At 56.4% G+C, this 15,626-nt stretch carries 9 protein-coding genes; 8 read left to right on the forward strand and 1 reads right to left on the reverse strand.

The features are described from left to right. Positions 1–85: 85 nt before the first annotated feature. The 8 genes from BLU89_RS17020 (at position 86) to BLU89_RS17055 (ending at position 14,875) form a co-directional block, all read left to right on the forward strand. Positions 86–1,264 (forward strand): acyl-CoA dehydrogenase family protein, encoded by a 1,179-nt coding sequence (locus tag BLU89_RS17020; RefSeq protein ID WP_074738250.1) that lies wholly within the window; start codon positions 86–88, stop codon positions 1,262–1,264. Positions 1,265–2,020: 756 nt separating this feature from the next. Beyond that, positions 2,021–3,718 carry a ShlB/FhaC/HecB family hemolysin secretion/activation protein gene (locus BLU89_RS17025; protein WP_074738252.1) on the forward strand — a complete coding sequence of 566 codons (1,698 nt, stop codon included), beginning with the start codon at positions 2,021–2,023 and terminating at the stop codon, positions 3,716–3,718. A gap of 42 nt (positions 3,719–3,760) precedes the next feature. Continuing rightward, positions 3,761–6,940: a filamentous hemagglutinin N-terminal domain-containing protein gene (locus BLU89_RS21755; protein ID WP_245709778.1), complete on the forward strand. Its 3,180-nt coding sequence runs from the start codon at positions 3,761–3,763 to the stop codon at positions 6,938–6,940. Between the two features lie 52 nt (positions 6,941–6,992). Next, positions 6,993–7,235, forward strand: a complete 243-nt coding sequence (locus BLU89_RS17035) for a 3'-5' exonuclease family protein (RefSeq protein ID WP_245709779.1) — start codon at positions 6,993–6,995, stop codon at positions 7,233–7,235. 778 nt (positions 7,236–8,013) lie between these two features. Next, positions 8,014–10,722, forward strand: a complete 2,709-nt coding sequence (locus BLU89_RS17040; RefSeq protein ID WP_074738254.1) for a DUF2339 domain-containing protein — start codon at positions 8,014–8,016, stop codon at positions 10,720–10,722. Between the two features lie 163 nt (positions 10,723–10,885). Then, positions 10,886–13,798 carry an isoleucine--tRNA ligase gene (gene ileS / locus BLU89_RS17045; protein ID WP_074738256.1) on the forward strand — a complete coding sequence of 971 codons (2,913 nt, stop codon included), beginning with the start codon at positions 10,886–10,888 and terminating at the stop codon, positions 13,796–13,798. A 77-nt stretch (positions 13,799–13,875) separates the two neighbouring features. Continuing rightward, on the forward strand, positions 13,876–14,331 hold the full coding sequence (locus BLU89_RS17050; RefSeq protein ID WP_074738258.1) for a methylated-DNA--[protein]-cysteine S-methyltransferase: 456 nt from the start codon (positions 13,876–13,878) through the stop codon (positions 14,329–14,331). Positions 14,332–14,407: 76 nt separating this feature from the next. Continuing rightward, positions 14,408–14,875 carry a hypothetical protein gene (locus BLU89_RS17055; protein WP_074738260.1) on the forward strand — a complete coding sequence of 156 codons (468 nt, stop codon included), beginning with the start codon at positions 14,408–14,410 and terminating at the stop codon, positions 14,873–14,875. Here the strand turns inward: BLU89_RS17055 and BLU89_RS17060 are convergent. Next, positions 14,860–15,573 (reverse strand): CDP-alcohol phosphatidyltransferase family protein, encoded by a 714-nt coding sequence (locus BLU89_RS17060; protein ID WP_074738262.1) that lies wholly within the window; start codon positions 15,571–15,573, stop codon positions 14,860–14,862. The two genes, BLU89_RS17055 and BLU89_RS17060, sit on opposite strands and share 16 nt — an antisense overlap. Between the last annotated feature and the right edge of the window lie 53 nt (positions 15,574–15,626).

Raw genomic sequence — 15,626 nt, forward strand, 5'->3', positions numbered from 1 at the left:
CTCTAGAAGCTTGACCCGCTGCCTGCTCAGCAGCTGCTGATGTGTGGCGTCATGTGAAAAGAGCCGCTCACAAAAGGACCGACCAATGTCAGACAAACTCGCCACCATACTCCAAGCCGCACGTGACCATGCCGAGCAGGTCATCTTGCCCAATGTGGACGCCTGGAACGCCGCAAAGAAGTGGCCCCGTGATGCGTCTGACAAGGCCGGAGCCGCTGGCCTGACGGGGCTCTACGCCCCCGAGGAGTTTGGTGGTCAGGGCTTGCTGCTGTCAGAAGGTATTCAGGTCTATGAACAACTGGGACTGGGCGATGGCGCCTATGCCTTTGCCCTGTCGATGCATAACATCTGTACCTTCGCGGGCTGCGGCTATGGCACAGATACCTTCAAGGAAACATGGGCGCGGGATCTGACCTCGGGCCGCAAGCTGGCGAACTTTGCACTGACCGAACCGCAATCGGGGTCGGACGCAACAAACATGTATTCGCGCGCCGTGATCAATGATGACGGCACTTGGACGATCAGCGGTGCGAAGGCATGGGTCAGCTTGGCGACCGAGGCTGACATCTATTTCACCGTGGTCAAAACCAGTGACACACCCGGCCACAAGGATATGGCGATGATTGCCATCCCGGCCGACACTCCGGGCCTCAGCTTTGGTCCGCTCTACGATACCCCATCCTACAACTTCCTGCCTCTGGCCGAGATGTACATGGACAAGGTCGTGGTGAGCGAAGACAACATCATCCTGCCAATCGGTCAGGGCTTGCAAGGCTCGCTCATGGCGATCGATATCGCCCGTGTGTCGATTGCGTCAGGATGCTGTGGATTGATGCAAGCTGCCTTGGATACGGCTCTGTCCTATTCCAAGAACCGCAAGATGTTTGGCGGCAAGAACCTCGATCTGGACGGGATCCAGTGGATGCTGGGCGAGGTTGCAACCGATCTTGAAGCCTCCAAGCTGCTTTATCGCAAAGCGGCAGAATCCCTTGGCACACCCGAAGGCCCTCTGATGGCCGCTCATGCCAAACGGTTTGTGCCAGATGCCGCCGTGAAGGCTGCGAACACCTGCACGCAAGTGTTGGGCGGCATGGGGCTGTTGCAGCCTTATGGACTGGATCGTTTGTCCCGTCTTGCACAAATGCTGCGGATTGTGGACGGGACGACAGAAATCAGCCGCGTGGTCATCGGGCGGGCCCTACAAAAACGAGCAGCGACATTGTCTGATCTGCCAGTACCGAAAGGATTTGGTGAGGCCGGCTGAACATCCCACCCACCGGTGAAGCGGAGCCGACCTGAAAATCTCCTCAGAGATCGGTAAAATCGAAACACCGGCCGCGCATATGCGGCCGGTTACTCGAGATTGCATACCTTGGTGCCACTGCAGCGAATTCACCCTTTGTCCGCGCAGCTGACTATTAGTAATGTTTTGTCGAACGGCGGCTCGCCGGATCATTGATAAGGCGCTTCTATTCAGATTGTCGGTTCGGTCTCTTGAGCAACCGAGTGGGGATTTGCCTTTAAAGGGGTGCGACGAGGCAATCGGTCGCTCCATGAAAAGAAGGTAGTTCATTACGAATTTTTTGGTCAGTATACCGTGCCGCTGTGATATGAGTGATTTGAATTAAAAAGGTTTATCATGTGTGGATAGGTAATGTCAGATGGAGCGCCACAGTTGTGAAAACCAACAACAGTTTGCAATTTGACCAGCTTAGATTGCAATTTTGACCACTAAAGATTTGCCATCGCACTTTTCCAGCGGTGGCATTTTTTTGTTCACTTGGTGAGCCATTCCCAGAAAAGCTTGTGCCGGTTTGGTAGCTCGAGCACACTTTGGCTTCCCTTGAGCAGTCCGCCTTGCATCCTGAATGTAGTTCCTCACAGAGTTCCCGTTGAACCCGTTAGTATGTTGCTGCGGAGAATGGCCGAATTCTCAGGTGGCTAAGGCCATTGATTTCCCGGTGTCGCTGCGCGGGTTCAGTGCTGCATACAATCGATTCAGAACGGCGGGGGACAACTGATGGGTTTGCGGTCTCTCTCCCTGACCACAGCACTCGGTCTAAGCGCAATCCTGCTGACAGCAACGGCCGTTTCCGCGCAAGGCGTCTCGCCTGGTGATTTGCAGCGCATCGGCAACGAAATTCTTCAGCAGCAAACCCAGCAGACCGAAGAACAGGAACAACGCCGCCGGGAATTTGAAGAACGTGAGGATGTGGTACAGGACCAGACCGCTGGAGAGGAGCTCTATGTTCCTCCCCCGGGTGGCCCCTGCTTTGAGATCCGCAGTATTGATCTCGAAGGTTTTGAGGCATTCAAAAGTGAGCCCGAAGGCTATCGCGATCTGATTGGCACCTGTGCGACGGCAGCAGACATCGCTGAGGTGCTGAACCAGATCAACACATTTTATCAGCAGCTGGGGTTCATCACGACCCGCGCTTATGTGCCGGAACAGGATATCGCAGACGGGTCTCTGGCGATCACCATCGTGCCGGGCCGCATCGAAGGCTATGTCTACGGCACCGGCCAGCCAGCGGATGCACGTGGTGACCTTCTGAACCTGCGCGATCTGGAACAGGGGTTAGAGAATATTAACGCACCCCGGTCGGCCAGCGGACAGTTCCAGCTCGTGCCCGGAGAAATACCTGGTGGGTCCTTCATTCAGGTTGACGTGCAAGACCGACGCCCATGGTACTTGGATTTCCAATTCGACAATTCCGGTTTTGAGTCCACCGGCCGGATCAAAGGCACCAGCACATTTGGACTCGATAACGGGTTAAACCTCAATGACCAGCTGCGGATCGGAATCACCACCACTCCATTTGAGGAGCGCGGGGAGCGCTATTCGGATTCTGTTTCTGTCAACTGGGGCTTGCCGGTAGGCAACTGGCTGTTCAATGCGGATTTTGGAGCGAGCGACTATCGCTTCATCACTCAAGGCATCAACCAGTCCTTTGTCACAGAAGGACGCAGCCAGTACCTGATCCTGCTGACTGAGCGACTGTTGATGCGGAACCAGACATCGAAGGTCTATGCCTACGGTGATCTGAAGCTGAACAGAACCAAAACCTCGATCAACGATATCGAGATCACCAGTCAGCGCCAGCGCCTCACAGTTGCCTCGCTTGGCCTTCGGGGCGAAAGCACCATCGGGCAGGGTCGGCTGTTCTGGAACATAGGCCTAAAGGCCGGACTCGATGCGCTGGGAGCTGACATTCCGGAACGGAGCGTCATCGATCAGGATTTCCGACTGGTAAAACTCCGCGCTGATTTCTCTACTCCGATTGGGAAAAGCGGTTTGACCTATCGGGGTACGTTGGCCGGGCAATACTCGGACGATATCCTACCCGGCATTGAGCAGTTCGGTATTGGCGGATGGAGCACGGTTCGGGGCTTTCACGACAATAGCCTTTATGGCGATACCGGAATCTATCTCCGCAATACTGTCGAATGGGGTGCTTACAAAGCACCCAGATTTGAGGTTCGCATGAATGCTGGCCTTGATCTTGGGTATATCAAGCCGTCGGCGCTGCGACGCTGGTCACAGGACCATCTGGCAGGAGTTAGTCTAGGTGCGGATGTCATCATGAACAGTCAGGTCACTTTGCAGATGCAGGTGGCGCACGCGTTAAGCCGACCTGAGGATTCCACACCCAACACCAATCCAGCTTTCGAGTCCGACAAGACCGTTGGGTATGTCAGTCTGAGGTTGCAATTCTGATGAGATTTCTGGCCGTTCAAAGTAATTTGGGAAGTGTTGTCCATGCGTAGACGTGTTTTTGAAAAAGTCGTTTCTTCAATTCTGACGCTGGCGCTGACGATACAACCCGCCCTGCTGCATGCGCAGAACATCCAACCTGTGAACCCAAGTACAGGTCCGCGTCCGCATGTCGACCAGTCTCTGAACGGCACCGCCGTAATCAACATCTCGACCCCGAATGGCGCGGGTGTCAGCCACGATGTCTACACCGACTTTCAGGCGGATGACCTGATCCTGAACAACTCGGCGACGATCACGAATACGCAATTGGGCGGTGTGATTGAAGGCAACGGAAACTTGACGCCGGGACAAGAGGCTAATCTGTGGATTGGCGAGGTCGTCGGCGGCAATCAAACCCAGCTGAACGGTATTTTGGAGGTGGCCGGGAAGCGTATGGACGTTGTGGTCGCCAACGAGTTTGGTATCACCTGCAACGGCTGCGGGTTCATCAACACCGGTCGTGCGACCCTGACAACCGGCAAACCGCAGTTTGCTGGCAATGGCGCTCTCACAGGGTTTGATGTCCGCCGAGGCACGGTAACAATCGGTGCCGGAGGTCTGAACCCGGAAAACCGGATAGGTCTGAGCGACACCAGCCGCGTCGATGTGATTGCACGAGCGGCCGCGATCTACGGCAAGATGCGCGCGGATCAGCTCAATGTCGTCGCGGGTGCCAATCAGGTGGACTATAACTGGTCCTACGATCCTGAGACCGGCGCCGTAACAGGGATCACCGAGCAGGCCGGTGAAGGGGCTGCCCCGGCTCTGGCGGTGGATGTCGCTGCTTTGGGTGGCATGTATGCCAACGCAATCCGTTTGATTGCCACCGAAAATGGCGTGGGCGTGCGACTGAATGGGGATATGGCGTCCTCAACCAACATTGCGCAGCGGGCTGATGGGCAGCTTACGTTGGGCGCTCCTGCTGGTGGTCATACACCGCAGATCCGTGCCGGCGGGCGCGTCCAGGTCCGCAACCAGGGTCCGATCCTTCTGGAAGGTGCGATCACCTCCGAGAGCGGTGATTTGATCGACATCAGAACCAGCAATGGCGACCTGATTTTCAATGGTCAGGCGGCGGGCGGTGCGATCCGTTTGGAAAGCGCGGGGATGCTGAACATCTCCGGCGCGATTGTTGCGCGCGAGGTGTTTGCGGCTGCATCAACTGGCAGCTCTGTGGGGCTGGACGGCAACTCCGAAGTCTTCGCGCAGTCCATTGATGTTGATGCGCTGACACAGCTGACCTTCGATGGCAAGGCGGCCGCCCTTGAGATGGCTTCTCTGACGGCCGGAACCGAGCTCGTAACAGGTGCAAGTTCGGAATTGGTTGCGGAGTCTGTGGTTCTCAACGGTGATGACGCTCGGATTGAAGGCCAGGTCCAGGCGCTTGAAGAGCTGACCATTGAGGCGACAGACGGGTTGGTTACTCACACGGGATCGTCACGGGGGCAATCTGTCACGGTAACCGGTGACGAGATCCGGGCAAGCGACGAATCCCAGATCGCAGCTGTCGAAAGCCTGTCGGTGACAGCTCAGGATCAGGCGATCATCGATGGCAATCTAATTTCCGGGCAACAAGCTGATCTTTCGGTGACAGCAGGGGATCTCGACCTCCAAGGGCAGATCAATGCGCGAAACACCAATGTAGCGGTGTCCGGACAAACCAGCTTAGGCGCAGATGCGCTGGCGGTCGGTCAATCCGTTCTGGAGTTTCAGTCGGGTTCGCTGAACGGCGGGCTGAATGCGTCACATTTTGATCAACTGCGTGCAGGTGATGGTCTTGCAGTCACGTTGGATACTGGTGGATTGTCTGTCGGTGCATCAGAACAGGTGGAGTTTGACGGAGATCTCCTGCTCGATTTTGGTGGTGATCTGGAAAACCGGGGCACGATCAAGGCGAGCGGCGATCTTCAACTGCGCAGCGGCTCTGATCTGAGCAACCGCGGCGGCCTGCTGAAGTCCGGTGACACAATGCAGCTGGTTGCCCGCGATGGCACCGTCCTCAACCAGTCCGGCCGCATCGAAGCGGACGGTGGCCTCGCTATCGAAGCGGAAACGTTTGACAACCGGTTCGACAGCATAGTGACTGAACCCTCACAGTCGGGTGTGGAGATATTTGCGGGAACTCCGGACAATAAGACAGCCAGCCGAAGGGTTTCGACAAACCCGGCCGACCTGGAACTGGAAAGCTGTTACACCAGCTCTAGAAACAACTCACCTACTCCTAGCAGCTCAAGCTGGGCGTCTGCCAGCGCGAGGTTTGAAATCGGTGGGTTGTTCACTGACGCGAATGGCAACCCAATCAACGGTGGTGAAGGCTCGGCAGGTCATATGCTACTTCATGCACTCGCAGGTTGTGCCGCCGCTGAAGCCACCGATGCGGACTGTGCGGCGGGCGCGGCAGGTGGAATTGCGCAGAGTATTTTTGTAGGTACGGATCCTGCGCTCGCAGGGCTGTCAGACTATGAGATTCAAAAACGTGCGGAGCTATTTGGTGCCGTCGCAGGCCTGCTCGCATCTGGGGGCAATGCTGACAATGTTGTCGCTGCGGCGGCAGTTGCTCAATCCGCAGCGTTGAATAATTACCTGTCACATACAGAAGCCGCCTTACGTTCTGATCTTGTTGACAAGCTATTGAGTGAAGAATGCCAGTCGGGAGGCTGCGAAGAAGACCTCAGCAAGCTCCGAGAGCTGAACGAACTGGACCTGCAACGTGACGCAGACTTTGCTGCCGCTTGTGGCGCTGGCAGCGCTTCAGCTGAATGTCGTAGCGAGCTGACCAAGCTTCAGGATGCCTTTGAAAGCTACGAAGGGGCCTACAGATCACGCGAAGTTCTGGCTGACGGTACGCTCGGTGAATATCTCGACGTCGCCTCGAAATTCGGGACGTACAGAAGTGAAGCGATGTCGAAGGCTGCCCGTGAAGCTCTCATCGAGATGCCTATGGATTCAGCAAAGGGCGTAGTCGACCTGGTCGAGATTTCTGCTCTTGCGCTGACAGGTGACGAGACAGCACAACAACAGCTGAAGTTGGTTGCTAGCCAAACCTGGGACTTGATCAAAGACCCCATTGGGACAACTCAAAACCAGATAAAAGCCGATCTTGAAAAAGCTGATCGCCTTGAGGCGCAGGGCAAGATTCATGAAGCCAACAAGCTGCGCAGCAAGGTGTTCATCAGCGGATAGCCGATACGATGAGAAAGCCTTTGACGCGGCGTGTCGACTTGCGGGACTTCAAGTGTTGAAGTCGGTATGGTCAGACAGCGTTGCGATCGCTCGCCAAGCTTGGCCGGAGTTACGAGGCAATGGTGGGCATGGTCTGGCCAATCTCAAAGAGGTGTTAGGGCTTCAATTCAGGCACCATGATGCTGGAGAAGATGCACGTGCTGCGGCCGAAGTTACATTGAAAGCAGAAGCATCAATGGGGCGAAAAATCAGGATACTGAGTACTTCGCAGCAGTTGGTCTTTGATTTTCAGTGATGCGAGAGGGCGACTTCGTGGCCCATAAGGCATCAAAACAACCATCAGCGCAAACAGAGGGCTCAATATTCAAGAGAAACCGTACATAGGTTCAATGTACATGCTATGTGTATTTTCTGGACATCAAAGAGTAACATTTGAAGATGTGTCTCGGTTAAGGCTATGATTCGCATGCAAAAAGTACTTATAAAATGGGCAAACTATGGGTCATTTTACAGTTAAAAACGAGGATGATGGGGTGCGATGAACTAAGTTTCGGAGGTGGAGAGCATTTTGCAGGATCTTCAATACTGAAAATTCGAAACCTTAGAAACAAAATGAAACAGTATGTATGCCAAGATAATTGTCTACTTTACTAACTTAGACGATCACGGTGGGTGAGTATAACTTTGTGGGCAGCCAGGTTGCGCGGTTTTGGATGCCAAAGCTTTTGAAGCAGACTTTTTCACAATGCGCTACAGAGCATTAGCCAGAAAGGCGGAGACCCCAAATATCGCAGCGTTTCTGTCTAATGCGGACTGAGGTCATTGAAAGCGTTGCGGGTTTGAATTGGCTTTGCATCTTTGTTGGCACAATAATCAGAACTGATTTCGCGTGATCAGGACACTCTGCCTGAGGCATTCCGGCTTCTTCGTGGCACGGGCGATCCTCTGGTTGATGCAGGTATTCTGTTTTAGGCAAGCACCCAGGGCAACGGGCGGTAACTATGCGGATTTCCAGACTATTATCCGACCTGTCTCCACGATAGGTTTGGTGCATCGCATTCTGGAGGTCTCGGTTGGAATCCTTGCTTGTCCTCGTTGGCCTGATTGTTCTGGCCATTCCTGTTTCGATCATCGCACTGCTGATTGGCCAGTCGCGGTTGCGCAAACGTGTGGATCAACTCGAGCAGCAACTTGCCGGGCAATTTCCGGAAGGTGCCATCGAGACGGCCAAACCATCAAGGCCTGAGCCGACGACTGCCCAAGTCAAACGCGCTCCTTGGGTGGCGGCAAAGACTACGGCTGCCTCGGATGAAAGCCAATTGGAGGTACCGCAAACCCCGGATGCCGGCACGCCCCCTGCAACCATCGTTTTTCGTGAGGAAAGAATTGCCGCATTGGGTGTGTGGCTGCGCGAGAACTGGTTCTACGCCATATCGGCGTTATCGCTGGCTTTGGCCGGAATTTTTCTGGTGCAATACGGGGCGGAGAACGGCCTGTTGCCCCCCACGGCGCGGGTTATCGCGGCGCTGGTCTTTGGTGCGCTGCTGATCGGTTCAGGGGAAGTGATCCGTCGTCGGTTCGGCGATGATGAGAAAGCATCCTCCGCCTATCTCCCATCAGTTTTCTCGGGTGCCGGACTGGTGACCCTGTTCGGAGGTGTTCTGGCCGCGCGTCAGCTCTATGATCTGATCGGACCCGAGGGGGCCTTGGCTGGTATGGTCGTCATTGCGCTGTTCGGGCTAGTTCTGGGCTGGTTTCACGGTCCGCTGCTGGCGGCTGTGGGATTGATCGGGGCCTTTGCTGCCCCCTTTGTTGTCGGCGGGTCCTCGGATGATCCAAGCTGGCTCTATGGCTATTTCTTTATCATCGCGGTGTTGGGGCTGGGCATTGATACGGTCCGGCGCTGGGCTTGGATATCTGTTTTGACGCTTGCGGGCGCATATGGGGCGGTGCTTCTACTGGTGCTGTCGTCTCCATCAACCGAGCCCGAATACCTGACCTGCATCACAGCCCTTGCGCTTATTGCCATCGCGATCCCTGCGCGGCGAAGCTGGCCAAGTCACGCAGGCCCAATGATCACTGAGATCATCCAGCATCGGAAAGGAGACCCATGGCCTGAATTTCCGACCCGGCTGGCCTTTGGCGCGGTTCTCGTTTCGTCGGTGATCCTGGCCCTGCACTGGCCGGATTCGGGCGGCGAGTTCTGGCTTGGTGTTTCATTGCTCACTGGTCTGGTATTGGCGTTGATCCTCTGGGCCAAAGACGCGCGCGCCCTGCAGGATGCGACTGTGCTGCCTGCGCTGGGACTGATCTGGTTTGTTCTGGTGCATGGGTTGGACGACGGCGCGGTGCTGCATCGCTTTGCCCAAACATATGCCGAAACTGCCGAGGCCGATTTTCCCTGGAGCGTCACGATTCTGGTCATATTGGGTGCTTTGATCTCATTGCTTGCGGCATGGCGATCCTTTCAGACCGGGCGCTATGGCGTGGTCTGGGCTGGGGGGGCTGCCATATTCGCACCGGTCATGGCCATCGCGCTTGAGGTCGGTTGGCGGCCTGCCGAGGTGATTGGGGCATATCCGTGGGCATTGCACGCCATCGCTCTTGGTGCAGTGATGGTTGTTCTGGCCGAACGGTTTGCGCGGATTGACGGAGAGAACCGGATGCGTCCCGCTCTGGCGACTTTATCCGCGCTGTCCTGCCTCAGTTTTGCGTGCATCATCGTCCTCAGCTCTGCCGCGTTGACGGTGGCTTTGGTGGTCATGATTGTTGTGGCCGCTGCTCTGGATCGGCGCTTTGAACTGCCCCCGATGAGTTGGTTCATCTGGGCGGGCGTCTTCACGGTGACAGTGCGTCTGGTGTTGAATCCGGGGCTGGAGTGGGCCGACAGTGCTCCTCTTGCCGAAATGACACTGGTCTACGCCGCGTCAGTCATCGGATTTGTCGTGGGATGGGTTCTGTTGAAACCTCTGAATCGCCCGGTCGCTGCACTGCTGCTGGAAAGCGCGGCATGGGCCACTGCGGGGATATTGCTCTCGCTTCTGTTGCTGCGCTGGCTGGAAAGCTTCGGAGAAGGCGGTGCGACAGACAGCCACTGGGGTTTGGGCCTGCTGGCGATCATCTGGTTGCTGCTGGCGTTCGCCCAAGTACAGCGGTTCGAACTGGGGGGTAAGCTGAATTATGTGCGCTACCTGCTGGCGGCCTTTTTTGCTGCGCATGGCATGATCCGTCTTGCGCAGGCCTTGTCTGAGGCCAATCCGCTCTTCAATCCGTTTTCTGACCCGGTTCTGGGTCCGCCGATCCTCAACACGCTTGCAATCGCCTATCTGCTGCCTGCGCTGGTCATCAGTTTCTCGGCCTGGCGTGTTGTCACTCGGCCCGTTCTGCTGAAACAGATCAGCTTTGGTGTTGCAGGTGTTTTGTCGGCGATCTGGTTGGGTCTGACGATCCGCCATGTCTGGCAGGGCGCAGGTGGTATGTATGAGGGCAACGGCGTCACTCAGCCCGAGCTTTACACCTATACAATCACTCTGCTGGCGATTGGGGCGGCGCTGTTTTACCAGTCACTCGCCCGCCAGTCGGGTCTGATGCGCAAGGCAGGTCTTGCGGTGATCGGCCTTGCTGTCGCCAAGGTCTTTCTGATTGACATAGCAGGTCTTGGCGGGTTGATCCGGGTATTCTCTCTGCTCGCTCTGGGGTTGGCGCTGGCGGGGCTTGCGTGGCTCAACCGCTGGGCCACGTTGCGCCATTCGCCGCACGAGGCGGAACCTCTGGACCATTAGGCGTGGGCGTCCTATAAGCCCGCCATGCATGACCAGTTGGCCATCATTATACGAATTATATCCCCGGCGCTCTGATATCGCGAGACGCCGGGCAAAGGTGCTTGAGTTATCGCACTGACCGCTTCGATCCATATACGACAAGATCATCCTGAGGACGCCCCCAATGTGCGCCGACACGACCCAAACACCTGATTACAAAGACACGCTGAACCTGCCCAAAACCGATTTTCCAATGCGCGCTGGCCTGCCCAAGCGCGAGCCCGCGTGGCTGGAACGCTGGGAAGAGATCGGCGTCTACGATCGCTTGCGCGAGAAAGAGGGCCGTAAGCCTTTTACCCTGCATGATGGCCCTCCTTATGCGAACGGCCATTTGCATATCGGCCACGCGCTGAACAAAACCATCAAGGACATGATCGTGCGGTCCCATCAGATGATGGGTTTTGATGCGCGTTATGTGCCGGGATGGGATTGCCACGGCCTGCCGATCGAATGGAAGATCGAGGAACAATACCGCAAGAAGGGCAAGAACAAGGACGAGGTGAACGTTGTCGACTTCCGTCAGGAGTGCCGCAAGTTCGCCGAGGGCTGGATCGACGTGCAGCGCGAAGAATTCAAGCGCCTGGGCATCACCGGAAACTGGCCCGACCCCTACATCACTATGGACTTTCATGCCGAGTCAGTGATCGCGGACGAGTTCATGAAATTCCTGATGAACGGCACGCTTTATCAAGGCTCGAAACCCGTGATGTGGTCGCCCATCGAGAAAACCGCTCTGGCCGAGGCTGAGGTTGAGTATCACGACAAGGAAAGCTTCACCATATGGGTGAAGTTCAAGGTCGTGAACGCAGGTGATCTGGATGGCGCTTTTGTAGTGATCTGGACGACGACGCCATGGACCATGCCTTCGAATAAGGCGGTCGTTTACGGCAAGGACATCTCTTACGGTCTGTACGAAGTCACCGGCGCGCCGGATGAGTGCTGGGCAAGTGTTGGCGACAAATTCCTGCTGGCCGACAATCTGGCCGCTGATGTTCTGGGTCGTGCGCGTCTGAACGATGATCAATGGAACCGCGTGCGTGACGTAACTGCTGCTGAGCTGGAAGGCGTCGGGCTTGCTCACCCGCTGGCTGGAGCCGAGGGTGGCAACAGTGAGTGGGACGACATCCGCGATTTCCGCGCCGCTGAGTTCGTGACCGATACCGAAGGAACTGGGTTCGTTCACTGCGCTCCCTCTCACGGGATGGAGGAATTCGAACTCTACCGTGATCTGGGCATGTTGGAGCAGGTCATCACCTATAACGTGATGGACGATGGCTCTTTCCGCACCGATCTGCCGTTTTTTGGAGGTAAGTACATCCTGTCCCGCAAGGGCGGTGAGGGTGACGCCAACAAGGCCGTCATCGACAAGCTGGCCGAGGTCGGCGGGCTGCTGGCGCGTGGCAAGATCAAGCACAGCTATCCGCATTCGTGGCGCTCGAAGGCTCCGATCATCTATCGCAACACGCCGCAATGGTTTGCATCCGTTGACCGCAAGCTGGACGATGGCATGGGCCAGATGGGTGACACCATCCGCGAACGGGCCCTGCGCTCGATCGACGAGCTGGTGAAGTGGACCCCGCAGACCGGCCGCAACCGTCTGTATTCCATGATCGAGGCCCGACCGGACTGGGTTCTGTCGCGCCAGCGCGCCTGGGGCGTACCGCTCACCTGCTTCACCAAGAAAGGCGCCTTGCCCACCGACGCGGGTTACCTGCTGCGCAACGCAGACCTCAACGCCCGCATCAAAGCGGCGTTCGAGAAGGATGGCGCGGATATCTGGTACACCGACGGGTTCAAAGAAAAGATCCTTGATGGCATCGCCAACCCTGATGACTACGATCAGGTGTTCGACGTTCTGGACGTGTGGTTTGACTCGGGCTCAACCCATGCTTTCGTTCTGCGTGACCGAGAGGACGGAACCGAAGACGGTATCGCCGATGTCTACATGGAAGGCACCGACCAGCACCGTGGTTGGTTCCATTCTTCGATGTTGCAGGCCTGCGGCACCAAGGGGCGTGCGCCTTATCGCAATGTGGTGACCCATGGCTTTACGCTGGATGCCAAGGGCAACAAGATGTCCAAATCGCTGGGCAATACCATCGTGCCCGAAAAGGTCATCGAACAATACGGTGCCGACATCCTGCGCCTATGGGTGGCACAGACCGACTACACCGCCGATCAGCGGATCGGGCCAGAGATCCTGAAAGGCACAGCCGACAGCTATCGACGCCTGCGCAACACTATGCGGTTCATGCTGGGCTCATTGGCTGACTTCACCGAGGCAGACCGGGTTGCGCCCGTGGACATGCCGCGTTTGGAACGCTGGGTGCTCAGCCGTCTGGCAGAGTTGGATGAGCAGGTACGCAAAGGCTATGCGTCCTTCGACTTCCAGGGTGTGTTCAGCGCCGTGTTCACCTTTGCCACCGTTGACCTGTCGTCCTTCTACTTTGACGTCCGCAAGGATGCACTGTACTGCGACGGTGACAGCGAACGCCGCCGCGCTGCGCGAACGGTTTTGGATATCTTGTTCCACCGCCTGACAACATGGTTGGCCCCGGTTCTGGTGTTCACCATGGAAGAGGTCTGGTTAGAGCGGTTCCCGGGCGACGACAGTTCGGTTCATTTGGTGGACTTCCCTGAAACACCTGCGGATTGGCGCAATGCCGAGCTTGAGGCAGGCATGGCCAAGATCCGTCGTGTTCGCCGCGCCGTGACGGCCGCGCTGGAAATTCAACGTCAGGACAAGGTGATTGGGTCCAGTCTGGAAGCAGCGCCAATTGTTCATGTCGAAGATAGCGAAACCCGTGATCTGCTGGCAACCTTTGACGTCGATGACATGTGCATCACCTCGGGCCTGAGCGTCACAGGCGACCCGGCCCCGGCGGAAGCTTTCCGTGTACCGGAAATCGAAGGCGTCGCTGTGGTGTTCGAAAAGGCCCTGGGTGACAAATGCCAGCGATGCTGGAAGATTCTGCCCGATGTTGGCCTGCACGCTCAACCCGGCGTGTGTGGGCGCTGCAACGAAGCGCTGAATTGAGCTGAACCCCGGCTGATCCTTCAGCCGGGGTTTTTTCTTGGCTTGCGCAGGGTGTTGCGATCTGAAAGCCTGCATTCATGCCGATGATCGCCGTAGATACCCAGTTTGGACGCCTTGGCGTTGAAGAGATCGACGGGGCCATTACGCGCCTCGTGTGGGGCGGAGCAGATGACACCCCGGATACGCCGTTGCTGAATGAAGCTGCAGCACAATTGCGGGCTTATGATCAGGGGCGGCTAACGCAGTTCGACCTGCCATATTCCGTAGCTGGATCAGAGTTTCTGCGCCAGGTCTGCGATATAATGTTCGCCATTCCCTTCGGCGATACCTTAACCTATGGCGATATCGCAAAACAATTAGACCAGCCTGCACAACCTGTTGGCCAGGCCTGCGGTGCCAACCCGATACCCGTCATCATCCCGTGCCATCGCGTGTTGTCTGCGACCGGTCTGGGGGGCTTTTCCGGCGATGGCGGAGTAGAGACCAAAGTGGCACTGCTGCGTCACGAAGGCGCGGCCAGCCTGTTGATCTGATCTGCACTTATCTGTTGCAATCGGTGAAGCGCGGCCCCAACCTATATAGAATAGTGAATTTGAAGGACCGAATTGAATGACCGGCCAGACAGATCCCGCCGCCCGCAAGAAAGCCATCATTGATCATTTGATGACTTTGGAGGAACAGGAATTGGCGACCGCACAGGCGCATTACGATGCATTTCTGAAGGATTCGCAACTGGATGACCGGGAAGGGCATGACAAGGATGATATCGCGGCCTCGCGCGAAAACGCCGATCTGGCGGCTGCCTTCGATGCGCCCGTTCATGCCCATCACGCGAAGATAGACGTGATCGAGAACACCGATTTCACCGTCACCGACACAGTGCAGCCAGGGGCTGTGATCAAGTTCAACAATCGACGCTTTGTCGTGTGCGTCTCAACCACTCGGTTTGAGGTGGACGGCAAAACTTACATGGGAATTTCGACCCAAAGCCCGATCTATCTGGCCATGGTCGGCCTGCAGCAAGGCGATGTGTTCACCCACAACGGGACTGAATTTGAGGTTCAGGAAGTCTTGTAATCCCGGGCCTTGCGCGCCGGAATGATCTGCTGTGCAATTCCTGCCGAGACAAGATACAAGCTGGTGATTACGAGGCCCCAATGGGCCCAGCTTTCGGGGTGAAAGTCGACCCAAGCAGCCCAACCAGCAAAGAAGGTCCATGCAAACGCTATCGGCAATGACAGGCTGCGCCAACGTTCGGTCCTGACCGGGTGAATGAACTTGAGCGGCAGGAACATAGCCACCGAGAGCAATGTGACCAGCAACAGAATGATCCAGAAATTAGGTTCGAGCGCGAAGATCACGATAACGAACATGTTCCAGCATCCGGGAAAGCCTGAGAACGAGTTGTCCTTGGTTTTCATACGCGTATCGGCAAAATACATCGCGCTGGTGAAGGTGATGACAATGATCGCGAACCAGCCGGTCCATCCATCCATCAGCCCTGATTTGAACAGGGCGAAGGCGGGGATGAATACATAGGTCAGATAGTCGATGATCAGATCCAGAAGCACCCCGTCAAACTCAGAGGCGTTTTTCTTGACTTGATAGTGCCGCGCCAGAGGGCCGTCGATGCCATCCACGATGAACGAAACCACCAGCCAGAGATACATTAGGCTCCATTTCTCTTCGACGGCGGCCAACATGGCCAGCATCGCAAAAACGGCGCCTGTGGCAGTGAATAGATGAACGGAAAGCGCTTTGAATCTAAGTGTCATGGTGGTGTCATGTACGATGCTCGGCGCAGATGCAAAGCAAAAAGTTCGTTGAC

The sequence above is a fragment of the Ruegeria halocynthiae genome (assembly GCF_900106805.1).
GTDB lineage: Bacteria > Pseudomonadota > Alphaproteobacteria > Rhodobacterales > Rhodobacteraceae > Ruegeria > Ruegeria halocynthiae.